Consider the following 21,918-nt stretch of genomic DNA (forward strand, 5'->3'; position numbering starts at 1 on the left):
CCGAGCGGGGTGCCGGACGCGGTGCCGGTCAGTGTCCGCTCGGGTCCTCCGGCTTGGGCTGCTCAACGGACTTGGGGGTCCGGGTCGAGCCGGAACCGGAGCCGGAGCCGGAGTGTCCGCCCGGCGCGGGGTCTGCGGAGCAGGAGCTGAGCCCGATGCCCAGGGCGGCGCCGACGGCCGCCCCGCTGAGCGCGAGAACACGTCGCCTGGTCAAGTCGCGGTCGGTCATGGCCGGACCCTAGGGGCGCGAACGCCCGTGCCACCGGGGGCGCACGGGACGGCCACCCGCACGGGTGCACCTGCTCCGGGCCGCCCGCACGCCCGGCTCACACGCCCGGCTCACCCCGGCCGATGCGTCGGGGTGGCTCTCGCGTCGCCCCGCCAGTCCCCGTTCTCGATCAGCTTGCCGTCGGCCCGCAGGCGGGACGCGGTCACGGGTGCGGCGACGTACACCCAGGCCCGTACGACCGTGAAGCCGTCCGCTCGTACGGCCTCTCGCGCGACCCGCTCGTACAGGTTGCGCGGATCACCCGGCGTGTACTCCTCCAGCCCGTCGAGCGCCGCGAGGAGTTCCTCGTACACCTCGGGCCGCGCGGTCACGAGTTCGCCGCTCACCACGCCGCCGGGTTCCTCGACGGCGTACGGGTATCCGGGCCCCGCGTACAGCGTGAGCCCGCGCATCCGCCCCGGCTCCTCGGACCGGGTCCGGCCACGCAGGAACAGGTCGTGGTTGTGCTCGCCGGGGCGCAGGGTGCCGTAGACGAAGAAGGGCAGTTCCGCTTCGCCGAAAGGGCTCGGGCGGCTCAAGGGGCCGTTTCCTCCTCCAGCCAGCGCAGATAGTCCGGGCTTCCCGCCACGACCGGGGTCGCGATGATCTCGGGCGTGTCGTAGTCGTGGGCGTCCAGGAGATACGCCTCCAGCGCCGGGTAGCGCGCCACGGTCGTCTTGAACTGGATCTGCCACTCGGAGGCTGTCTCCACGGCACCCTCCCAGCGGTAGACGGAGGTGACCGGCCCCGAGATCTGCGCACAGGCCGCGACCCGCGCCGCCACCGCGCCACGGGCCAGCTCCGCGGCCTTCTCCGCCGCGTCCGTCGTGGTCAGGACGGCCAGGCAGGCCGGCAGTTCCATGGTCGCCTCCATCTCGTGAGGGGTACGGAAACGATTCTCGCCGCATCCCGGACGTACCCGACAGTCCCTATGGACACGACGTGTCCTGCACCTCTGAATCCGAGTCGGCTTTCAGCGCCTCCGCCACAGGCACCTCGGCGCAGGACACCTCCGTCCGTGGCGCCGTCGTCGACAAGGACGGCACCCGGCGCGTGCGGTACGACCGGACGTACCGCGAACTCCCGCCGCCCGGCGGCGACTTCGTGGTCCATCCGGCCCCGGACGGGGCTCCGAGGCCCGCCCGGCGCACCGACACGGGGACGGCGGACCCGCTCGGCGACCCGGTCGCCCGCGCGGGCCTGACCGACGCCCGCGGTCCACGCGCGGATATCGACGCGTGGGACAGCGTCGAGACGGCGACTCCCGGATGTTCCGCGGTCACGGGAGCTCTCCGGCCGCGGACGCTCCGAGGTCGCCATGGGCAGGCGCCGTCAGGTTCGCCTGCCCACGGCTTGTCCGGAGCATGTCCGTCCCGGGCAGGTCCTAGTCCTCCTCCGCCGGCCTGTACACACCGACGTCCACACCCGGCTTCGCGGTGGCGGTGGAAACGCGTTCGAACGGGCGCTTCGTACCGTTCTCGGGGAAGATCGTCTTGCCGCCGCCGAGGAGCACCGGCATTACATCGGTGAAGACCGGCGCACCGCTCCGAAGTCATCGCGCCCGCCCGACGCCGTGGTGCGACGCGGCGCGCATCCTGGCGCGCCTTCCGGCCGGCCCTCCGGGTCGCGCCGCGCGCTCGCCCCCGAACGGCGGACGAGCGGGCCCGGGTCACCCGTTCACACCCCCGGCCCCCCACCCTTCGGGTTCTCTTGTGCGGTACACCGGACACACACCGGTGACCTGCCGGAATACCGAGAGTCCCACCTCTCCCGGCGCCCCGCCCGACACCCGTTCACATCATTTCTGACACTCCATCAGAGAGCGGGCGCGGTCGTGTGCCACTTACCTCGGAAGGGCAGGGGCACGACCGACGCTGCGGCACTTGGGGGTGTCGCGGGCCGCGCCCCCTCGGAGGAGCTGGCAACGATGCGACGTACCGCACGTCTTCTGACCGGTACCGCGCTCGCCGTCGCCGCCGCGGGTCTGGGCGCGGCGCCCGTGTACGGCGGGGACACCGGGAGCCTGGAGGTGTTCCCCTCCAGCGCCGTCCCCGGCGCCGACGTCACCGTCAACACGGCCGCGTGCGGCTCGGACGGCACCGCGAACGGGGACGCCGACGCGGTGGGCGGCGGTACCTTCACGCTCGCCGCCAGCGCGCACGAGCAGGACGCGATCGGCCAGTTCCGGGTGCCGCCGAGCGCGCAGCCGGGGACGTACGAGATCGTCGCGACGTGCTCCCACGGCCGGCGGGTCACCGGCGACCTGATGGTGACCCTGGCCTCCACGCGCGAGCAGGTCGAGCCGCGCGGGCATGTGAACACGGGTGTCGGTGGCGCGCTGGGCCCCGACCCCGTACAGACCGCGGCGGGAGTGGCGGCGCTGGCCGTCGCCGCCGCGGGCGGTACCTGGCTCCTGCATCGCCGGGCGAGAGGCGACGGGATCTGACGGACACCCTCCGCTGTCCGTCCGCCGGTACCGCCGTCCCTCCCCCTCCGTGGCCCGACGCCCCTCGCGGCCCGGAGGGGGAAGGGACCGGCCCCATCAGCACATCCCCATCAGCACACCCCAGCCGTCGGGCGCCGGCCGGTCCCGCCCCCGGAGAGGAACCCGTGAGGAGGTTCGCGTGCGCCGGGTCAGCAATGCCGCCATAGCGTCGGTCACGGTCGTCGCCCTCTGTTCCGGTGCCTGGCTGCTGCGCAGCGGCGCCGAGGCGCATCCGCCTCCTCAGCCGTCCGCGGCGCAGGCGGCGACCGCCGGGGACCGGGCGCGGTCCGTGGCCCCCGCGATGCCGCACTCCCCGCCGGACCGCATCCGTATCCCCGCGATCGGCGTGAACGCCCCGCTGATGGGCCTCGGCCTCACCCCGCAGGGCAGCCTGAACGTGCCGCCCGCCGAGAAGAAGAACCTGGCCGGCTGGTACGAGGCGGGGACCAGCCCCGGCGAGCGCGGCACGGCCATCGTGGCCGGGCACGTCGACAACGCGGAGGGCCCCGCCGTCTTCTACGACCTGGGCTCCCTCCGCAAGGGCAGCACGGTCGAGGTGGACCGGCTCGACGGCAGGACGGCCGTCTTCACCGTCGACGCGGTCGAGGTGTACGACTCCCGTGCCTTCCCCGACGCGAAGGTGTACGGGGCCGCGCGCCGGCCCGAACTGCGCGTCATCACCTGCGGCGGCGGCTACTCGCGCACGACCGGCTACCAGGGGAACGTGGTCGTCTTCGCCCATCTCACGGGCAGCCGCTGAGGATTCACGGGAGCCACGGGAACCGCCGAGGGTTCGGGCGAGCTGCGGGCTGCCGTGGAGAGTCCGGGCCGACAACGGGCAGCCGCTGAGGGTTCACACGAGTCTCGGACAGCCGCTGAGGATTCAGGCAGGTCTCAGGCAGCCGCTGACGGTTCAGGCGGGTTCAGGAAGGCGCTGAGGTGTCAGGCGAGCCACTGCTGGTAGGCCAGGTTCGCCACCAGTGCGAACACCACTGTCAGGAGCACCGCCCGGACGAACCCGCTGCCCTGCTTGAGCGCGGTCCGCGCGCCCACCATGCCGCCCGCCAGATTGAACACGGCCATCAGGGCGGCGAGTTCCCAGAACACCGTGCCCTTCCAGGCGAAGGTCGCGAGGGCGCCCGCGTTGGTGCAGCAGTTGACGATCTTGGCGGTGGCGGAGGCGGTCACCAGGTCGAGGTGGAGCAGCGCGGTGAGGGCGAGCACGAGGAACGTGCCCGTGCCGGGGCCGATGAGCCCGTCGTAGAAGCCGATACCGAGGCCCGCCAGCCCGATCGCGGCGAGGACGCGGCGCGGGGAGGCCGGGGTGGTCGGCGGCGCCGTACCGAAGGAGGGCCGCAGGATCACGAAGGCGCCGACGCCGAGCAGGACGACCATCACGACCGGCTTGAGCACCTCGGTGCTGAGCCCGGCGGCGACGAACGCGCCCGCCGTCGAACCGGCGAGGGCCGCGAGTCCGATCCGTACGGCGAGGCGCACGTCGACGGTTGTCTTGCGCGCGTACGTCACCGCGGCCCCCGTGGTGCCGACGATCGCGACCGCCTTGTTCGTGCCGAGCGCGTACGCCGCCGCGGTGCCGGCGGGCAGCCCGAGCAGCATGGCGGGCAGCAGAAGCAGCCCTCCGCCGCCGACCACGGCGTCGATCCAGCCGGCCGCCAGGGCGGCGGCGCACAGCACAAGGATCATGGTCAGCGATATGTCGGGCATGATCGCGACCCTAAGCGACGCGATGGATGCGTCGTGCACGGGGCCGGGAAGCTTGAGTGACTCCCGAGGTTCGCCTCGACCGGTCCCGGGGACGGCCTGGGCTCCTTTTCTTCTCAGTTCACCGAGTCCAGGTAGCGCAGGACCGCGAGGACGCGCCGGTGGCCGGTGTCCGACGGGGGCAGGTCGAGCTTCAGGAAGATGTTGGCGATGTGCTTCTCGACGGCGCGTTCGGAGACGGTGAGGGCCGCGGCGATCGCGTGGTTGGTGCGGCCCTCGGCCATCAGGGCGAGGACCTCGCGCTCGCGGGGCGTGAGGGCGTCGAGGGCGCGGACCCGGCGGCTCGCGCCGAACAACTGGGAGACGACCTCGGGGTCGAGGGCCGTACCGCCCGAGGCGACCCGTTCCATGGCGTCCACGAACTCGCCGATGTCGACGACGCGTTCCTTGAGGAGATAGCCGAACCCGGCCGGATTGCCGAGCAGTTGGGTGGCGTACCTCGTCTCCACGTACTGCGAGAAGACCAGCACCCCGGTGCCGGGGTGCTCCTCGCGCAGCCGCACGGCCGCCCGGATGCCCTCGTCGGTCTGGGTCGGCGGCAGCCGGATGTCGACGACGGCGACGTCCGGCTCGTGTTCGGCGACACCGGCGAGCAACGCGTCCGCGTCGCCCACGGCCGCGACCACCTCCACACCGCGCAGTTGGAGCAACTGGGCAAGACCGTCCCGCAGCAGGGCCGAGTCCTCGGCGATGACGACGCGCATGGGGCTCCCGTTCGCCAGGGTCAGCAGGGCAGTTCGACGGTGACCACGGTAGGCCCTCCCGGCGGGCTGTCGCAGGCCAGCGTGCCGTCGACGGTCCGCGCGCGGGCCAGCAGACCGGTCAGGCCCGAGCCCGCGCCGATCACCGCTCCCCCGCGCCCGTCGTCACGGACGCTCAGCCGCAGCAGTCCGTCCCGGGCGGTCACCGTGACGGTGGCCCGCGTGGCCCCGCTGTGCTTGGTGGCGTTGGCGAGGAGTTCGGCGGCGCAGAAGTAGGCGATCGACTCGACCGCCGGGATCGGCCGCTCCCCGATGTCGGCGTTCACCTCGACGGACAGCGCGCTGTCGGCGGCGAGGGTGGCCAGCGCCGTGTCCAGGCCCTGGTCCAGTACGGGCGGATGGATGCCCTTGACGAGGTGGCGCAGGTCGGCGATGGCCTGCCGGGCATTGCCCTGCGCGGTGTCGACGACGGCGAGCAGCCGGTCCGCGGGGGCCCCGGCGCCGATCAGCTCCCTGATCATCGTGAGGTGCATCGCGAGACCGACGAGCCGGGCCTGTGTGCCGTCGTGCAGGTCGCGTTCGATACGGCGCAGGGTGGCCGCCGCGTCGTCCACGGCCTGGGCGCGGGTCTCCTCCAGGGTGCGGATACGGCGGTCGGCGGGGTCCGGGCCGAGCAGGGTGGCGATCCAGGACCGGTGCGGGGCGAGCGCCTGGCGCAGCAGCCAGGCGGCGGTCGCGAGGAGCAGCAGTCCGAGGGCCACCGGGATCAGCCAGCGCGGCCAGGAGTCGACCTGGAAGCCGAAGAACTCCAGCGACACCCGGCGCTCCGTGCCGTCACTCGCCCGCCGGGTGTCGTAGTCCCAGTGTTCGAGGACGGGGTGGAGGACGAGCAGGACACCCCAGGCGTAGCCGATGACGACGGCGACGTACCCGAAGACGGCGGTGAAGGGCGTCGCCAGCGCGCAGGCGACGGCGCGCCATCCGCTCCGGTCGGCGAGCAGCGCCCGCCGCCGGCCCAGCGGCCCGGCACCCGGACGGCGCCCCGGCTCCTCGATGTCCATCCCCAACAGGCCGCGTGCCAGGGCACGTTGGAGCCTGCCGAGGGCGAGTGCCCCGCGTACGGTGACGGCGATCAGCCACAGCCCGAGCGTGGTCACGGACAGCGCGCCGCCGACCAGCAGGCCCACGAGCGTGAGGACGAACCCGACGAGGGCGAGCGGGAAGGCGATCAGCGCGTAGAGGAGGGCCGCGAGGGCCCGCCGCCCGAAGGGGGAGCCCAGCGTGGCGCGGAGGCGGTTCATGAATCCCAACCTATGGAGAGGAGCGCCGCCGCGAGGCGGCGTTGGACGGCGGCCATGGCCCGTCCGAGCCACGGCATGACCAGCAGGAAGCCGACGCCGCCGAGGAGGGCGTGGAAGGCCCGGGCGCCGGCGAAGGTGGGTTCCCCTGATCGTGGGCGGGTGAGGTCCGGCCCCCTCTGTGCGGGTGAGGTCCGGCCCTTCAAAGGATTCCGTCCGAGGACGCCCCGATCGATCGTGCCCGCACGTGAACCGGGGGTACGGCTGACCCCACCCCACCCCCTCTCCGGCCTCCTCCCCCACCTCCTCTCCCGCCCCCGGGAGCCCTCACACCGCGGCCGCGCTCCCGCTGAGGGCAGCGTTCCTCCCGGGAAACAGGTGTGATGCCACCGGGTAACACCGGCACCGCACGGTGTGGTCATGACCTCGCATACGACGATGACGGCGGCGGCAACGGCTGGGGCGACGACAGGGACGGCGACGGCCCCGGACGCCTCGGCCCGGAACGCGCACACGATCGTGCTCGTCGGCCACGGCATGGTCGGCCAGCGCTTCCTGGAGTCGCTCGCCGAACGCGGAACGACCGCCACACACCGCGTGGTCGTGTTCTGCGAGGAGCCCCGACCGGCCTACGACCGGGTCCGGCTCACCTCGTACTTCTCGGGCCGCACACCCGACGAACTCTCGCTCACGGACGCGGAGTTCATCAAGGAGCACGGGATCGAGCTGTACCTCGGCGACCCGGCCGAGTCGGTCGACCGGGCCGCGCGCACCGTGACGGCCAGGTCCGGTCTGACGGTCGGCTACGACACCCTCGTGCTCGCCACCGGCTCCTACCCCTTCGTACCGCCGGTCCCCGGCAAGGACGCCGAGGGCTGTTTCGTCTACCGCACGATCGAGGACCTGCTCGCCATCGAGGAGTACGCGAAGGCGCGGGCGACGACCGGAGCGGTGGTCGGCGGGGGTCTGCTGGGACTTGAGGCGGCCGGCGCGCTCAAGGGGCTCGGACTGGCCACGCACATCGTGGAGTTCGCGCCGCGCCTGATGCCGGTGCAGGTGGACGACGGCGGCGGTGCCGCGCTGCTGCGCACCATCGAGGACATGGGCCTGCGCGTGCACACCGGCACGGGCACCCAGGAGATCGTGACCGGCGACGACGGCGCCGTGACCGGCATGAAGCTGTCCGACGGGTCCGAACTCCCCACGGATCTGGTGGTGTTCTCGGCGGGAGTGCGTCCACGCGACCAGCTCGCCCGCGCCATGGGGCTCACGGTCGGCGAGCGCGGCGGCATCACGGTGGACGAGCGGTGCCGCACCTCCGATCCGGCCGTGTTCGCGATCGGCGAGTGCGCCCTCGCCGTGGACGGCCGGGTGTACGGACTCGTCGCGCCCGGCTACGAGATGGCCGCGACGGCCGCCGCCACGATCGCCGCCGCCGAGGCGAGCTTCACCGGCGCCGACCTGTCGACGAAGCTGAAGCTCCTCGGTGTCGACGTCGCCTCGTTCGGCGACGCGCACGGGGTCACCGCCGACTGCCTCGACGTGGTCTACGCGGACTCGCGCTCGGGCATCTACAAGAAGCTGGTCATCGGCCGCGACGGGCAGCTCCTCGGCGGCATCCTGGTCGGCGACGCGGACGCCTACGGCACCCTGCGCGCCTTCACCGGCTCGGTGCCGCCGATCGCCCCGGAGCAGCTGGTGCTGCCGGCGGGCGCGGGCGCCCCGGTGGTCCTCGGCCCCTCCGCGCTCCCCGACTCCGCGGTCGTCTGCTCCTGCCACAACGTCACCAAGGGCACGATCCGCGGCGCGGTCACCGAGCACTCCTGCACGAACGTCCCCGAGGTCAAGAAGTGCACCAAGGCCGGTACGGGCTGCGGGAGTTGCGTCAAGGTCCTCGGCCAGCTCGTCAACGAGGAGCTGACCGCGAGCGGTGTCGAGGTCGACCACGGCCTGTGCGGCTGCTTCGGGCAGACCCGCGAGGAGCTGTACGAGATCGTCCTCGCCCTCCGGATCACCTCGTACCGGACACTGCTCGACCGGTACGGCCGCGAGGACGCCCGGGGCGGCGACGGTTGCGAGGTCTGCAAGCCCGCCGTCGGGTCGGTCATCGCCTCCCTCGCCCCGACGATCGGCGCCGCCGGCTACGTCCTGGCGGGCGAACAGGCCGCGCTCCAGGACACCAACGACCACTTCCTCGCCAACCTCCAGAAGAACGGCTCGTACTCGATCGTGCCGCGCATCCCCGGCGGCGAGATCACTCCCGAGAAGCTCATCGTGATCGGCGAGGTGGCGCGGGACTTCGGGCTCTACACGAAGATCACGGGCGGTCAGCGCATCGACCTGTTCGGCGCGCGGGTGGAACAACTCCCAATGATCTGGGCGCGATTGGTGGACGCCGGCTTCGAGTCCGGGCACGCGTACGGGAAGTCGCTGCGGACGGTGAAGTCCTGCGTCGGGCGGACCTGGTGCCGGTACGGCGTGCAGGACTCGGTCCGGATGGCGATCGACCTGGAGCTGCGTTACCGGGGTCTGCGCTCCCCGCACAAGCTGAAGTCGGCGGTCTCCGGGTGCGCCCGCGAGTGCGCCGAGGCCCAGTCCAAGGACTTCGGCGTGATCGCCACGGCGAACGGCTGGAACCTGTACGTCGGCGGCAACGGCGGGGCGACCCCGCGGCACGCGGATCTGCTGGCCCAGGATCTGAGCGACGCCGAACTGGTCCGGCTCATCGACCGCTTCCTGATGTTCTACATCCGCACCGCGGACCGCCTGGAGCGCACCTCGACCTGGCTGGAGCGGATTCCGGGCGGCCTGGACCACGTCCGGGAGGTGGTGGTGGAGGACTCCCTCGGCATCTGCGAGGAGCTGGAGTCGCTGATGAGCGCGCACGTCGCGAACTACCGGGACGAGTGGGCCGAGACCGTCAACGACCCGGAGAAGCTGGGCCGGTTCGTGTCCTTCGTGAACGCCCCGGACACCCCGGACCCGGTCGTCGGCTTCGTTCCCGAGCGCGACCAGATCAAGCCCGACCTGCCGCTGCTGACCATCGGACAACGACCCCTGGAAGGAAGTGCCCAGCGATGACCCTGGCACCCGAGACGACCCGGACGACAACGGTCCTCACGCTCCAACTCCTGCTGGGGGAGGACTGGTTCACGGTCTGCGAGCTGTCCCTGCTGACCCCGGGACGGGGCGTCGCGGCCCTCCTCCCTGACGGCCGCCAGGTCGCCCTGTTCACCGACCGCGCGGGACGGACGTACGCCATCGACAACCGTGACCCGTTCAGCGGGGCGGCGGTGCTCTCCCGCGGGCTGACCGGCACTCACCGGGGCCGCCCGTTCGTGGCCTCGCCGCTGCTCAAGCAGCGCTTCGACCTGGAGTCGGGGCGCTGCCTGGACGACGAGGACGTACGGGTGGCGACGTACGAGGTGCGGGCCGCCTGAGACGGCCCGCCGCACCGGGCCCCCTGCCGGTCAGCCCTTGAGTCCCTCGTACGTGACGCCCGTCAGCCGCTCCGAGGCGGTCCAGAGCCGCTCCGCCCTGGTGTCGTCGCGGGTCCAGCGGGCCCGCCAGGACGTCGCGGGCGAGCCGCGCCACATCGCGAAGGACGGGCCGACGAAGGTGTCGGGCCGCACGCCGGGGGCGGTGGCCGCGTACAGCGTCGGCAGGGCCCCGGCCTCGGCGCTCTGCGCGAAGACGCGGTTGCCGATCTCCATCAGCCGCTCGGCACCCTTGCGCCCCTCAAGACGGGGCCCGGCGGTCTGCAGGTTGGTGGAGGCGTACCCGGGGTGCGCGGCGGCGGCGACGGCATCGGACCCGGCGCCGGACAGCCGTCGGGCGAGCTCGTGCGTGAAGAGGAGGTTGGCGGTCTTGGACCGGCCGTAGGCGATCCACTTCCGATAGGACCCCTTCTCGCTGTTGAGGTCGTCGAGGTCGATGTCGGACAGCGCGTGGACCATGCTCGACACGGTGACGATCCGCGCGCCGGGGGTCTCGGCGATCACCGGGAACAGCAGCCCGGTGAGCGCGAAGTGGCCGAGGTGGTTGACGCCGAACTGGGTCTCGAAGCCGTCGGCGGTACGGCCGAGGGGCAGCGCCATGACCCCGGCGTTGTTGAGGAGGAGATCGAGCCGGCCGTACGTCCGCTCGAAGACGCTCGCGAACTCCCTCACGGAGTCCAGTTCACCCAGGTCCAGGCGTATGAACTCGACTTCGGCGCCCGGCACTTCGGCCACGAGCCGGTCCACGGCCGCGGCGCCCCGCGTCTCGCTGCGGCAGGCGAGCACGACCCGGGCCCCCTTGCGCGCGAGCTCCCGCGCGCCGACGTACCCGAGCCCGCTGTTGGCCCCCGTGACGACAGCGGTGCGCCCGCTCTGATCGGGGACGTCCTGCGCGTTCCAGCCGGACATGGCGGTTTCCTTCCAGGTGACTACGGGCGCCCAGCCTAGGGGGCCCATCAGCCCCGGACGCGGTACCGAGCCCGAAGGGGCGGCACCCCCGCACAGGGTGCAAGACCAATCCCCTGACCAGGGGGTTCGGGGGTTGCCGCATCTCACAGGGCACTCTCAGGGCACATCGCCCGGCGCAGGCTCCGTCATGTCCGCCGTCCGCCCCGCGCCTACCTCGTGACAACGGCGTACCGCGAGGATCGAGCGGCGTGGAGCATGCCGTCGCGGGCGCGGCCGCTGCTGCGACCATCACCGACGGCTTCCGTCCCTGACCCGTCCGGGGGCCCTCCGGACCCCCGGACGGCGTGTCAGTTCCCGCCGCGGGACCGTCGGGAGAGCGCTACGGCCACACCACCGGCCAGCAACAGCGCGCCGGCCGCCCAGGCGATCCAGCCGCCGCCGAATCCGGTGTCGGCCAGCGGCCCGGACCCCGTGGAAGTGCCGCCCGAGACGGAGCCGGACGCTCCGGTCGTGCCGCCGGAGCCGGACCCGCCGGGCGTACCGCCGCCCCCGAACCCGCCGGCCGTGCCACCGCCCGCAGAGCCGCCCGCGGAGCCGTCCTGCGCCAGCCGCAGGGTCAGCGCCGCGCTGTCGTTGGAGGTGTCGGGGTCGAACCCCTCGAAGAACTCCACCGTGCGGACCTGGCCCGTGGAGACGGCCGGGGTACGGGGGCCGATGGCGACGGTGAACGACAGGACGTGTTTGTCCCCCGGGGCGGGGTCGCCGAAGTAGCACTCGTAGGAGGACCGGCCCATCCGGGGGCCGGGGTCCGACCCGTCGTCCGTGGGCGTCGGCTGGCAGTTCCTCGGGATCTTCGTGGCCTTCGTGCCCGGCGGCAGCTCGACGCGGACCGAGAGGGCGATGTCGTCGTCGAGGAGGTCCTCCACCACCGCCGGACCCCGGTCGATCACCGTGGCCTGCAGCGTGGCGTGACCGCCGCGCCGCCCGGTGGTGGTGTCCCCGGTGACGGCGAAGTCGACGTGGTTGACGCTGTCGACGTAGGTGGTGAAGTACGGGTCGCTGTTCCCGTCGGACGGCATCGCGCCGTTGGGGACCAGGGTCAGCGGGGTCCCGGGGCCGTTCGCCGGGGCGGCGCCGGTCAGCGGGGTGAATTCGTAGCGGATCTCGTCGCGCCAGGCCTCGTCGCCGACCTTGACGCGCAGGGGCGACGACAACGCGTACTGCCGGCCGGGCTCCACCGGGGTCGGGAAGTCGCACAGGGTCTCGCGCACGATGTGCCTGAGGCCGCTCGGGGGCACGTCGCGGCAGTTGGCCCAGGAGCCCTGGAGGTGCAGTCCGGCGGTGGTGCGGATCCGCAGCTCCACCCCCTTGGCCGCCGGGAGCTGGCCGTTGTTCCACACGTCGAGCGGAAAGGTCAGCATGTCGCCCGGCACGTGGTCCGACTCATCGGCGGACGCGCTCACCTTCAGCTGCGTCTTGCCGTTGGTCAGGGTGAGGTGGTCGCCGGTGACGGTGGCGTCCGACGCCGTGCCGGAGACGGTCACGGTGCCGCTGCTGCCGACGGCCGCTCCGGGCTTCGGCACCAGCTGGACGACGTGGTAGTCCGAGGTGGCGGACGCCAGGTCCAGCGTGCAGAGGTTGCCGTCGCAGTGCTCCGACGGTGCCGGCTCGGCGAAGTCGGCCACTCCGGACAGGTCGACGGTCAGGTGGACGTGGTGTGCCGTGCCCCCGCCGGGCACCTTCCACCGGTAGGACAGGTTCACGATCGGCGGCTCCGTCCCGATGAAGAGCTCGTGCTCGGCGAACCGGACCGTCATCTCTCGTGCGGCGTCCGCCGTGTCGGCGTGGGCCGCGTCGGCGTGGGCCGGACCCGTGCCGAACACCCCCGCCATCAGCGCCAGCGCGCCCGCCGCCGCCGTCGCGACCGCGCGTATCCGTGATCTTCGTGCCATCCGACCGAAACCTTTCCCGTGCGCCGGGAGGGTCCCGGCCCGCCGTGCTGCACAGGTGTGACCCGCGAGGTGCGGAAATGGTTGCGGCCGGCCGGGCTCGGGTGTTTGCGCCGCCGGGCACGATGTGACGTGGCCCAGGAGGCCGGACACGGATGATCACAGGGGAGGGCGCAACGAAGGCACGACGGCTTCCCGCGGGCTCAACGGCGACCAACGCCGGCGAACATCAACTTGCCTGGTCAGCGACGTAGCTTGACAGCCCCCGCAGACCATGCGGAAAGCGCGGCATCCCCGCACAGGGTGTCTGGCTGGCTTCCTGAGCTGGGACGTCAGCCCTTCCCTCATAGCCAAGGGCACTTTCAGAGCACTTGAGGCGGGTCATGGCAGCGCTCAAGAGGTGAGCCGTACCGCTACGGCTCCCTGGTGAACTTCACGTCCAGTCCGCACGAGAAGTCCGCGTCGTCCGTCGCGCACAGCGTTTCGCCGTCGTCCACCACCGCCAGGTCGAATTGGCAGTTCTCGGCCGCGCCGTCGAACGAAAGACCGATCCAGGAACCGGACTTGGCGGCCTCATCCGAGATTTCGGTGTTCTTGTCCACAGCGACATAGAACGCCCAGCCGCCTTTGGAGGGCTTCCCGGGGCACCTTACGGGGGCGAGGTTCTCCGAATCGAGACCATTGGCGGTAAACGTCCGGTCGGCGGCAAAGGTGAACTTCTCGCCGTGCGGTCCCACCCAATTCCCAATGATGCGGCCGGCCGCAACCTTGGTGGTCGGCTGGCTTCCCACACACGCGGTGAGCAGCAGAAACGGTGCCAGGGCGGCGAATATTTTCAGGGTGGTTCGGTGCACGCGGCCACCATAACAACGGGGCGGTACGGAGCCGACTCAGCTCCGTACCGCCCCGTTGTCCGCTATCTGGCGACGATCCCGGCTTCAGTTGAGAGCCGCCTCCATCATGCTGGCTGTCCGGTCTTCTTCCGCCTCCCACAAGTGGGTATAGACGTTCAGCGTGATCGATGGCTTGGCGTGACCAAGCCTCATCTGTACCTGCTTCGGCGTCGCCCCGTTCTTGATCAGGACTGAGGCGTAGAAGTGCCGCAGATCGTGAAGCGTCGTGCCCTCGGGGACGCAGACCTTGCTGCCTGACTTCTTCAGGTGCGCGTTCGCCCGCTTGACGTTCCGGGTCCACACCTTCGCCCAGCTCGCACGCCGGATCGCTCCGCCGGTCTCGCTGGTGTACAGCAACCGGGCGTGACGCCACACAAGCTTCCGCGGGTTCGTCCGGTCCTCGATGTGGACGACCCGGGGCGGGTACTTCTCACGATGGCGCTCGATCTCGTCCATGACGGAACGCCCTTGAGGAACGGACCGATAACTCTGTCGCGTCTTCGGCTCCCCGAGGTACGGCACCCCTTTGTCGGGACCGATCATCTGTTGCTTGACCATCACGGACTCGGACGGGTCTTCATCCTCCAACCCGAACAGCTCACCCTGCCGGAGGCCCGTCGATGCGGCCTGCCTCACCAGGGCTCGGTACCGGGGAGACGCGGTGATGATGAGTGCCTTCACCGCCTCCGGATGGAGCGGGTGAATCTCCGGATAGAAGACTTCTGGCGGCTTCAGCCCCTCCCACGGGTACTTCGGAATGATCCCCTCTTGATGGGCCATCTTCAGAATGCTGGTGCAGACGTTCCAGGGCGTCGCAAAGGTCGACGGGGCGATGACCGCCGACCGCTCTTTGATCCACCTCAGTCCGTCCACTCGCTGAATCCGCCCGATCTCCCGATTGCCGAACGTCGGGTAGATGTGCAGTCGCAGGGCTCGCTCCACGTTCGTCTCGGTCCGCTCGCGGTGTACGGCTGTCTCCTGCCAGCGTTCTGCGATGACCCTGAACTTCTGCTTGCCCAACTCCCGGTTCACGAACGTGCTGTCGTCGAGTTCAGTCGTTACCTTGGCGGCCCGGGAGTCCGCAGCAGTCTTCTTCTCAAAGTTCTCCTTGCACTGTTTGCCGGACAAGTCTCGGTAGCGCACCTGCCAGCGCTTCCCCGTGCCGTGATCGGTGCTGGGATACACCGTCTGCGTCTTACTGCTGTGTGCCTCGCAGGGTTCGGCGTCGGCCGGCGGGCGGGACAGGTGCCAGCGGTCGTACACGTCAGCCATCAGTTCTCCTTTTCAGCGGTGCGGGCCAGGCTGGGCATGACGTGGCGCCTCCTCTGGAGGGTTCGTTGCTGTCTCAGGTCACGCCGCGCGTCGACCGCTGATCTCTTCGGCGTCGAACCTGTCAAGCGCTTCGGCGTCATACAGCACGTGTCGCCCGCGTCTGAAGAAGCACTGCGGGCCGGTTCCGGCGTAGCGCCAATAGCGGACGGTTGCCGGCGACGTGCGGTAGCGCTCGGCCACTTCCGCAGTCGTCAGGTACTTCCTCATGACGTCCTCCTGTGGTGGGCGACCACTCGTAGGGACACCGCCCGGACGGAAATGGCGGAAGATCGGCCGCACAAACCGCAGAATCCGCAGAAACCCGGGACGGGCGGTTCACCTGCGGTGATGCGGTTCGCGGGCGGGATGGACGGCGCGCCGCAGAAACCCGCGATATTCCGCAAAAATCACGGGCGGCCATCGGCCGGTCCCTCGCGCGCGGGGCCGTGCTCGGTTTTTTGCGGAATATCGCGGGATTGCGCGGTGGGCCCCCGACCGAGGTCGTGTCGGGGACCCGTCGCAGGTCAGCGGGGGTGTCCAGGGTTTTCTGCGATTTTGCGGTTTGTGCGGGAGAGGTTCGGCGCGCGGCCGGGTGTCACGGGCCGTGCTGTCGCAGCGCGGGGTGGGCGAGTAGGCGGGGTGCCGGTGGGCGTCCTCGCTTGCCGGTGCGCTCGGGTTGGTAGGACCGCAGGTATCCGTGGTCTTCCAGGAGCGCGAGGGCGGGTTCGAGGTCGGCGACGGTGGGGACCTCGCTGCGGGACAGGACGGTGAAAACGTCCCGCCGGCTGACGTCCTCCCATCCGTTGTCCCGCAGCGCGTCCAGCACGCTGCGGGCGCGTCCGAGGACCGGGTCGGCGCCCATGGCGTCGAACACGGCGAGGGCGTGGGCGGTGTAGTAGTCCCCCAGCTCAATGGCCGCGTTCATGGTGGTCTCGGTGACGGGGTGGGCGTAGCCATCGCCGCCGTGTTCGGCGAGGTGCAGTAGCGCGGCCATGCGGGCGGTGGCGCCGGCGAGTTTTCCGGCCCAGTTGGAGATGTGGCCCAGCGTGCCGCCGCGTGCTTTGAGCTGCGGTTCGATGCGCTTTTGGTAGGCGATCAGGGCCGTGTCGGCTTCGGGGGTGAGTTGGATGACGGCCGGGTCGGTCCACTCCGCGAGGGACAGGGCGAGGTCGACGACGCGGCTCGTGTAGGTGGCGGCGGTCTGTTCGGGGACCGGGTCGGTGATGATCTGCCGGTCGCCGACCGTGGAGACCGGCAGGGAGTACAGGAAGCGGGCCAGCAGTCCGCGTCCCTCGAATCCCTTCACCTTCCCGATGTCGCGCAGTACGTCCGGCTGTACGGCGAGGCCGATGGTGAGCGCGGGGGCGTCGATGTACTCGCGGCGGGTCTGCCGGTTGACCCTCAGCCGGTCCCCGGCATGCCCCTTGAGGAAGACTTCCATGTTGGGGGCTCCGGAGTAGCGGCCGGCGATGATGTCGAAGATGCCGCCCTCGGCGCTCATCACGGACAGTCGGCCGCCCTGTTCGGCCATGAGCGAGGTGACCGTCTCGGGTGTCGAGTCGTCCGCCAACAGCACCGGTTCGGCCGGGACGGTGAGCGTGTCCGCGGTCTGTGCGAGGCCCACGGCGGTGGCGACCATCTCATCGCGTTTGCCGCCGTCGGCGGACGCGGCCTTGGCGGCGGCCTTGTCGGCTGCTTCCTTGGCCAACCGGGCCGTCAGCTCCGCTTCCACGATCACGGGCTTCATCGCCGTCTTGAGCTGTTTCTCCGCCTCGTAGAGGGGGTTGGTCAGCAGCGCGAAGACGGCGGACTTGCGGTTGGCGGGCGGGAGCGCCACCACGGTGTACAGGTTGGTGGGCTCGCGCCAGTTGCCGCGGACGTGGACCACGGACCGACCGCCGGCGGCCGTGGCGAGCACGGCGAGAGCGACAGAGCCGGCGAGGTCCACGGGCGTCTGTGTCTCTTCCGCGACCGCCGTCACGAACTCGCCCAGCCACCCCGGGAAGACGTGAGCGGGGAAGGGCGGACGCTCGCGCCGGCCGGTGAGGGGAATGGGGTCCTCCCACACGTCCGGTGCCGTCTCATCCTCGCCGGGCGGGTCTTCCGGGGTGGGCAGGCCGGCCCACAGGTCAGGGCTGTCCACAGGCTGTGGGGTCATGAGGCTTGCCTCCCTTCGGCGGTGGTGTGGGGGCAGATTCCGGCGATGACGCGGGCCGTCAGCCTGATGACGGCGGCACGGCCCCGGCCGCGTTCGTGCTGCCCACAGGCACAGAGCCAGTCCGCGACCGCGATGCCATCGCACTGAATCTGAAGCCCCGGGGTGATGCCGGTGACGGTGGCCGTGTGCGGGTCAGAGCCAACGGCAGAAAGGACGCCCTGACGGGCGGCACTCTTCGGTCCGCCCACGGTCTGCCGTGAGGGGCCCTGGGTGGCGTCGCGAGGGTCGTTCGAAGGGGTTTGGGATGCTGCGTTCATGCGACACGCCCCACGGCCGCCTCAAGGCCGTTGGCGACCGCGCGGCGGGCGTAGGGCTCCGGGACACCGACGGAGACTGCGGCGGCCACGATCTCCTCGCCGATTGCCGCGAGTCCGCACGGGCCGGGGCATGCGGCGTGGTGGGCGGCGAGGAACCGAGCGACGCCGAACGCCTGCGAGCCGGCCCCGGATTCAGTGCGGGCCCGCACCAGGGCGAGACCGCGTTCGAGTCCGGCGCGGACGTAGCGCTCGGTGTGGCGACACCCGGTGGCCACCGACCGGCTCCACGGGGCGGGGAAGGAAGATGCCAACCCCTCGCGGGGCGGGTTGGTCTCTTCCTTCTCCAGCAGCGCGCGCACGGCAACCGGGAGGACGGCCATGCGGCCGGTGCCGGGTCCGAGCCAACGGGCGTACTGCATGAGCGATTTGATGTCGACCCCGGGCCGGACGGCGTTCGATGACGGCATGGCGCCCTGGTAGAGCCAGTGTTCGCCCCGCGTAGTCGGCACGGTGCGGGTGGCGGGCAGGGTCTCGCGGGCCCATGCGACGGCCGCCGCGTTGTCGAGGTCGACCACGGTCAGCCCGGCCCCGCCGGGGTGGTAGGCCACGGCGACCGCCTCACACCACGCCGGCGCCCACCCGGGCGAGGTGAGCACGTGCAAGTCGGTGGTGGCAGCGGCCCACGCGTGGCACGGCCGAGGGCACAGGCAAGGGCCCGCCACCTTCATGTTGGGCCGTCGGCCACACGCGTTTTCCTTGCACGTGCGGCAGTTGCCGAACGGGACCTTCCCCGCCCGCAAGGGCAGGACCGGGACACCGGCCGCCGCTAAGGCGAGGGCGACCCGCAAGATTTCTGTCGTTACGGTGCCGGGGACCGAGGGGCCCTCGCCGAGAACGCGCAGTTCGGTCATGCTGTAGGTCTCCTGTTCTGCTACGTCGGGATACGGAGACCGAGGGCGGTGGGCTGTCCTTGTCCGGGAGTGCCGCCGCCCTCGGGCGCAGCTAGTTGAAGTGGTTGCGCTTGATCACGGCCTTGCGGATGTTGACCGTGTTGCCCTTACCGCCGCTGATCGCCCGGGCGGGCGCGCGCAGGGCGAGGACGATGACGGCGACCCACACGAGCGCTCCGCCGCTGATTCCCGCGGCGGCGCTGACGACCTCGCCCACGCCGTACCCGATACCGGCCGCGAGGGCGCCACCCCCGAGACCGGCGCCCAGGAAGCGCTGCGCGAGCGGGTCCAGGAGCGGGAGCGGGGTCAAGTCGCGCGGCTCGGGCGCGAGCATCGGCGCGGGGGCGAGGTGCTTGGGCATCGGCACCATCCGCCCGTAGGCGTCCGGCACCCACACCACCGGCCCGCGTTCGGCGGCCAGTTCGACGGCGGCCGGGGTAGGCGCGTACAGGGTCAGTGATGCCGGGTCGTACGCCGGTGCGGCCGTCACGTCGGTCCGCGGGGCGGGGGCGTGTCCGTTCACGGCGGTCTCCTTCTCTAGCGGCCGGTGTCGGCGAAGGCGCCGGTCACGGCGGTGACGAGTTGGTTGACGGTGTCGGCGGCGCCGGTGTCGGCGAGGTAGAAGCCGAAGAGCGCGGCGGCGACGGCCGCACCGGCGCCGAGGGCACGGAAGCGCAGCAGCAGGGCAAGGACGGCCGCGAGCAGCAGGACAAGGGGGATGGTGAGGACCACGGGTGTCTCCCGGCGTGGGTCAGCGGGTGCCGGCGCGGTAGGTGCGCGCGGCGCGGTTGTAGATCCAGCGACCGACGCGTATGCGCTTGCCGGTGGCGTGGCAGCGGCGGCAGTCCCGGCCGCGTCGGGTCCGGCCCTTGCGGTCGGTCTTGAAGGCGTGGCCCATGCCGTGGCACTTGCGGCAGTCGCCGAACGGGCTCAGCCAGCACTTACCGACATAACCGAGCGTGACGGCGAGCAGGCATGCGATAGCAAGGAGCGGAAGGCTCATCAGGGGCCTCTCAGAGGGGTTTTCGAGGGTTTCCGCAGGTCGGCCGCTATCCGCTAGCAGCCTGATCAGGAGCGGTTTGGGTTGCTAGCAGGGTTGCTACCGGTAGCGACGTGTGCCGCTACCGGTAGCACCCTCCGAGACCTATCCGGCGTCCCTGTTTTGGTTGCGCTGCGTAATCGCGTTGGCGATGTCGTCGCGCTTGATGCCGCGCTTGTTGACCTGTTCGCCGTCGATGCGCCGGCTGATCTGCCCGGTACCGATACCGAACGGCTTGAGCGCGGCCGTGAGCGCTTCCGCCTTCGGCTTGGCCTCCAACTCCGCCCACGGCCCGTAGGTCTCGGGGCGCAGGCCGGCGAGACGGTCCACGATCGTCTCGGACCACACCTTGGCCTCGCCCTTACCGAGGACCGCGGCGACGTCGTCCAGGATCGTCGCGGACGTCTCCGGGGCCGGTGCCTCGCCGACCGCGTCGCCGGACAGGGTGCCCTCGGCCTCGCGCAGCGCCGCGGCCCGGGTGAGGATGCGCTCCGCGTCGCGGCCGTCGGCGAGGTAGGTCCGCACGATCCCCGAGTCGTCGGACATGCCCTTGAGCAGACCGACGCCCTTGTGGGACTTCAGGAGCTTGGACGCGTCCAGACCCTCCGAGTACGAGCCGGCGCCGAGGATGGTGTCGGAGACCTGGTAGGCGCCGACCCTCAGCGCGAACCGTGCCTGATGCTGGTCACGCAGCTCGGACGGGCAAGCCTTGTCGTCCGGCTTCTGCGTCGCCGTCATCACCGAGACACCGACCGCGGGGGCGACCCGGGCGAGGTAGACCATCAGGGACAGGATCTCCTTGCCGTGCTCGGGGTGGGTCAGGTACTCCTGCACCTCGTCCACCACAAACAGCGTGAGCGGCATGTTCAGCTTCCGGTCCCGGCTGATCTCCGGGGTCAGCTTGCCCTCCGGGCAGACATGCAAGGGCAGTTCGGACAGCCGGTGGTACCGGTCCTCGACGTCCGCCTTCAACTCCCGCAGCGACGTCAGCAGATGCGCCACCGGGTCGATGCCGTTCTTCGGCACGATCCCGAACCCGATCCGGTGCGCGACCAGCGCGAACCTGCGCCAGTCCGGCGACGCCTTCCCGTCGAACACGTACAACCTGACGTACGGGTCCAGCGCCGCGGCGAGCGCGATCGTCCGGGCGGAGAACGTCTTGCCCTGCCGCGGCACGGCACCGACCAGCAGCGACAGCCACAGCAGCGTCGCCATGACCGCGTTGCCCCGCTCGTCCACGCCCCACGGGAACGGCTTCCAGAAGTCCACCCGCGTCGCCCCCAGCAGCGGCGACTTGCCCGACGGGACGGCAAGCGGGTCACGGTCGGCGATCCAGTACGACACCCGCCGACCGCTCGTCTCGTCCTTGTCCAGGAAGAGTTGAGTCGGGGCGATGTCCATGCCGGACGCGAGGCGGCCGTGCGCCTTCATCGCGTCCTCGAACGTCTTGCCGTACGGCAGGTCCACGACCACCCGCCAGCCGTCGCCGTCCCGGCCGATCGGCCGCGGGAACGCAACCGTCTGATCCTTGCTGGTCAGCCCGGCCACCTCGTGCGCGCGGATCACGATGTCCGAGGACAGCCGCCGCTTGCGGAACGTCACCTTGGCCATGTCGATCAGCGGCCGGTCCGCCGGCGCCCCGACCGCACCGAGCGTGGTGGTCAGGGTGGCGACGGCCAGCAGGAGCAGCCACGACGGCGCCATAACGTACAGGGTCAGCGTGGCGGCGAGGCCGACCATGGACGCAATGGCCGCGACGATGCCGCGCAGCCGGACGCGGTCGTTGCGCTGCCGCGACAGCTTCAGGTACTCCGCCGCGTCCTCAGCAGCCACGGCCGCGAGACGCAACGCCTTGCCCTCCGCGTCGAACACCCACCGGCCGGTCGCGGCCGACCAACGCCACGCACCGCGCGGTGCGTACAGGCAGATCTTCGGCGTGTAGACCAGCGGCAGCCGGACCGCGTGATACCCGACCACAGCCGAGTAGTGCCGAACCGCCCACTTGCGGACGGCCGTTCGCTGGTCAGGGAGCTTGACCCAGTCCGGCAGGACCGGCAGACGGGCCTTGTCCCGCTCCTGCATCCATTCCGCGGCCGAGGGCGGGTAGACCTCGCGCGGCGGGTCGACCGGCGCCCCGTCGGTCAGGCCATCGGCCTCCGGGTCGTCGGTGTCAGGGAGTTCGGCCTCCCACTCCCCCGGTTTCACCGCGCCCTCGCTCGGGGCGGTCGGGTCGGGGTCGGTCTTCTTCTTCAGCGGGAACGGCAGCACGTCGGCCGTCGCTGGCCTCTCGATGCCCTCCGGGTCCCCGGCGGGCGTGAAGGTGGTGGTCTCGGTCACGATGTACGCACTCCTTCGGGAGTC

Annotated in this window: 21 protein-coding genes and 2 pseudogenes; 5 read left to right on the plus strand and 18 right to left on the minus strand. The window is 71.3% G+C overall.

The window, feature by feature from the left end:
- Positions 1 to 28: 28 nt before the first annotated feature.
- The 3 genes from ACZ6KY_RS22485 to cutA all read right to left on the minus strand — a co-directional run bounded on the left by ACZ6KY_RS22485 (position 29) and on the right by cutA (position 1,130).
- Positions 29 to 229: a hypothetical protein gene (locus ACZ6KY_RS22485; protein WP_469312067.1), complete on the minus strand. Its 201-nt coding sequence runs from the start codon at positions 227 to 229 to the stop codon at positions 29 to 31.
- A 110-nt stretch (positions 230 to 339) separates the two neighbouring features.
- Positions 340 to 807 (minus strand): gamma-glutamylcyclotransferase family protein, encoded by a 468-nt coding sequence (locus ACZ6KY_RS22490; RefSeq protein WP_469312068.1) that lies wholly within the window; start codon positions 805 to 807, stop codon positions 340 to 342.
- On the minus strand, positions 804 to 1,130 hold the full coding sequence (cutA, locus tag ACZ6KY_RS22495) for a divalent-cation tolerance protein CutA (RefSeq protein ID WP_469312177.1): 327 nt from the start codon (positions 1,128 to 1,130) through the stop codon (positions 804 to 806). Before cutA ends, ACZ6KY_RS22490 begins: the two co-directional genes overlap by 4 nt.
- A gap of 80 nt (positions 1,131 to 1,210) precedes the next feature.
- Between cutA and ACZ6KY_RS22500 the strand changes: the two are divergent.
- Positions 1,211 to 1,387, plus strand: a pseudogene (locus ACZ6KY_RS22500) (M4 family metallopeptidase); the annotation flags it as partial.
- Between the two features lie 265 nt (positions 1,388 to 1,652).
- Here ACZ6KY_RS22500 and ACZ6KY_RS22505 read toward each other — a convergent pair.
- Positions 1,653 to 1,790 (minus strand): annotated as a pseudogene (locus ACZ6KY_RS22505) (dihydrofolate reductase family protein); the annotation flags it as partial.
- Positions 1,791 to 2,195: 405 nt separating this feature from the next.
- On the opposite strand from ACZ6KY_RS22505, the gene ACZ6KY_RS22510 reads away from it, so the two are divergent.
- Positions 2,196 to 2,714, plus strand: a complete 519-nt coding sequence (locus ACZ6KY_RS22510; protein ID WP_469312069.1) for a hypothetical protein — start codon at positions 2,196 to 2,198, stop codon at positions 2,712 to 2,714.
- A 178-nt stretch (positions 2,715 to 2,892) separates the two neighbouring features.
- Complete coding sequence (locus tag ACZ6KY_RS22515) at positions 2,893 to 3,513, plus strand: class F sortase (protein ID WP_469312070.1); 621 nt, start codon at positions 2,893 to 2,895, stop codon at positions 3,511 to 3,513.
- Between the two features lie 182 nt (positions 3,514 to 3,695).
- Here ACZ6KY_RS22515 and ACZ6KY_RS22520 read toward each other — a convergent pair whose 3' ends face one another.
- The 3 genes from ACZ6KY_RS22520 to ACZ6KY_RS22530 all read right to left on the minus strand — a co-directional run bounded on the left by ACZ6KY_RS22520 (position 3,696) and on the right by ACZ6KY_RS22530 (position 6,537).
- On the minus strand, positions 3,696 to 4,478 hold the full coding sequence (locus ACZ6KY_RS22520; RefSeq protein WP_469312071.1) for a sulfite exporter TauE/SafE family protein: 783 nt from the start codon (positions 4,476 to 4,478) through the stop codon (positions 3,696 to 3,698).
- 113 nt (positions 4,479 to 4,591) lie between these two features.
- Positions 4,592 to 5,239: a response regulator transcription factor gene (locus ACZ6KY_RS22525; protein WP_469312072.1), complete on the minus strand. Its 648-nt coding sequence runs from the start codon at positions 5,237 to 5,239 to the stop codon at positions 4,592 to 4,594.
- A 20-nt stretch (positions 5,240 to 5,259) separates the two neighbouring features.
- The gene (locus ACZ6KY_RS22530; protein ID WP_469312073.1) at positions 5,260 to 6,537 is read right to left on the minus strand and encodes a sensor histidine kinase; all 1,278 of its coding nucleotides are present in this window, start codon (positions 6,535 to 6,537) and stop codon (positions 5,260 to 5,262) included.
- A gap of 534 nt (positions 6,538 to 7,071) precedes the next feature.
- Between ACZ6KY_RS22530 and nirB the strand changes: the two genes are divergently transcribed.
- Together nirB and nirD are read left to right on the plus strand one after the other, a co-directional pair.
- Positions 7,072 to 9,615, plus strand: coding sequence for a nitrite reductase large subunit NirB (gene nirB, locus ACZ6KY_RS22535; RefSeq protein ID WP_469312178.1), 2,544 nt, complete (start codon positions 7,072 to 7,074; stop codon positions 9,613 to 9,615).
- A complete protein-coding gene (nirD, locus tag ACZ6KY_RS22540; protein WP_469312074.1) occupies positions 9,612 to 9,974 on the plus strand; it encodes a nitrite reductase small subunit NirD in 363 nt (120 codons plus the stop codon). The genes nirB and nirD overlap by 4 nt, the downstream gene beginning before the upstream one ends.
- A 30-nt stretch (positions 9,975 to 10,004) precedes the next feature.
- On the opposite strand, the gene ACZ6KY_RS22545 is transcribed toward nirD, so the two are convergent.
- From ACZ6KY_RS22545 to ACZ6KY_RS22595, 11 genes are all read right to left on the minus strand, one after another.
- Positions 10,005 to 10,940 carry an oxidoreductase gene (locus ACZ6KY_RS22545; RefSeq protein ID WP_469312075.1) on the minus strand — a complete coding sequence of 312 codons (936 nt, stop codon included), beginning with the start codon at positions 10,938 to 10,940 and terminating at the stop codon, positions 10,005 to 10,007.
- A 347-nt stretch (positions 10,941 to 11,287) separates the two neighbouring features.
- Entirely contained in the window at positions 11,288 to 12,892 is a 1,605-nt protein-coding gene (locus ACZ6KY_RS22550) for a hypothetical protein (RefSeq protein ID WP_469312076.1), read from the minus strand.
- A gap of 410 nt (positions 12,893 to 13,302) precedes the next feature.
- On the minus strand, positions 13,303 to 13,743 hold the full coding sequence (locus tag ACZ6KY_RS22555; RefSeq protein ID WP_469312077.1) for a hypothetical protein: 441 nt from the start codon (positions 13,741 to 13,743) through the stop codon (positions 13,303 to 13,305).
- An 84-nt stretch (positions 13,744 to 13,827) separates the two neighbouring features.
- Complete coding sequence (locus ACZ6KY_RS22560) at positions 13,828 to 15,054, minus strand: tyrosine-type recombinase/integrase (RefSeq protein ID WP_469312078.1); 1,227 nt, start codon at positions 15,052 to 15,054, stop codon at positions 13,828 to 13,830.
- Between the two features lie 78 nt (positions 15,055 to 15,132).
- Positions 15,133 to 15,321 (minus strand): helix-turn-helix domain-containing protein, encoded by a 189-nt coding sequence (locus ACZ6KY_RS22565; protein ID WP_469312079.1) that lies wholly within the window; start codon positions 15,319 to 15,321, stop codon positions 15,133 to 15,135.
- Positions 15,322 to 15,688: 367 nt separating this feature from the next.
- Positions 15,689 to 17,236 carry a YfjI family protein gene (locus ACZ6KY_RS22570; RefSeq protein WP_469312179.1) on the minus strand — a complete coding sequence of 516 codons (1,548 nt, stop codon included), beginning with the start codon at positions 17,234 to 17,236 and terminating at the stop codon, positions 15,689 to 15,691.
- 328 nt (positions 17,237 to 17,564) lie between these two features.
- Complete coding sequence (locus tag ACZ6KY_RS22575) at positions 17,565 to 18,479, minus strand: bifunctional DNA primase/polymerase (RefSeq protein WP_469312080.1); 915 nt, start codon at positions 18,477 to 18,479, stop codon at positions 17,565 to 17,567.
- A 91-nt stretch (positions 18,480 to 18,570) separates the two neighbouring features.
- On the minus strand, positions 18,571 to 19,041 hold the full coding sequence (locus ACZ6KY_RS22580; protein WP_469312081.1) for a hypothetical protein: 471 nt from the start codon (positions 19,039 to 19,041) through the stop codon (positions 18,571 to 18,573).
- Positions 19,042 to 19,055: 14 nt separating this feature from the next.
- Positions 19,056 to 19,250: a hypothetical protein gene (locus ACZ6KY_RS22585; RefSeq protein WP_469312082.1), complete on the minus strand. Its 195-nt coding sequence runs from the start codon at positions 19,248 to 19,250 to the stop codon at positions 19,056 to 19,058.
- 19 nt (positions 19,251 to 19,269) lie between these two features.
- Positions 19,270 to 19,521: a hypothetical protein gene (locus ACZ6KY_RS22590; protein ID WP_469312083.1), complete on the minus strand. Its 252-nt coding sequence runs from the start codon at positions 19,519 to 19,521 to the stop codon at positions 19,270 to 19,272.
- A 141-nt stretch (positions 19,522 to 19,662) separates the two neighbouring features.
- Positions 19,663 to 21,894: a cell division protein FtsK gene (locus tag ACZ6KY_RS22595; RefSeq protein ID WP_469312084.1), complete on the minus strand. Its 2,232-nt coding sequence runs from the start codon at positions 21,892 to 21,894 to the stop codon at positions 19,663 to 19,665.
- Positions 21,895 to 21,918: the final 24 nt, after the last annotated feature.

The organism is Streptomyces sp. NPDC042002 (assembly GCF_055588305.1).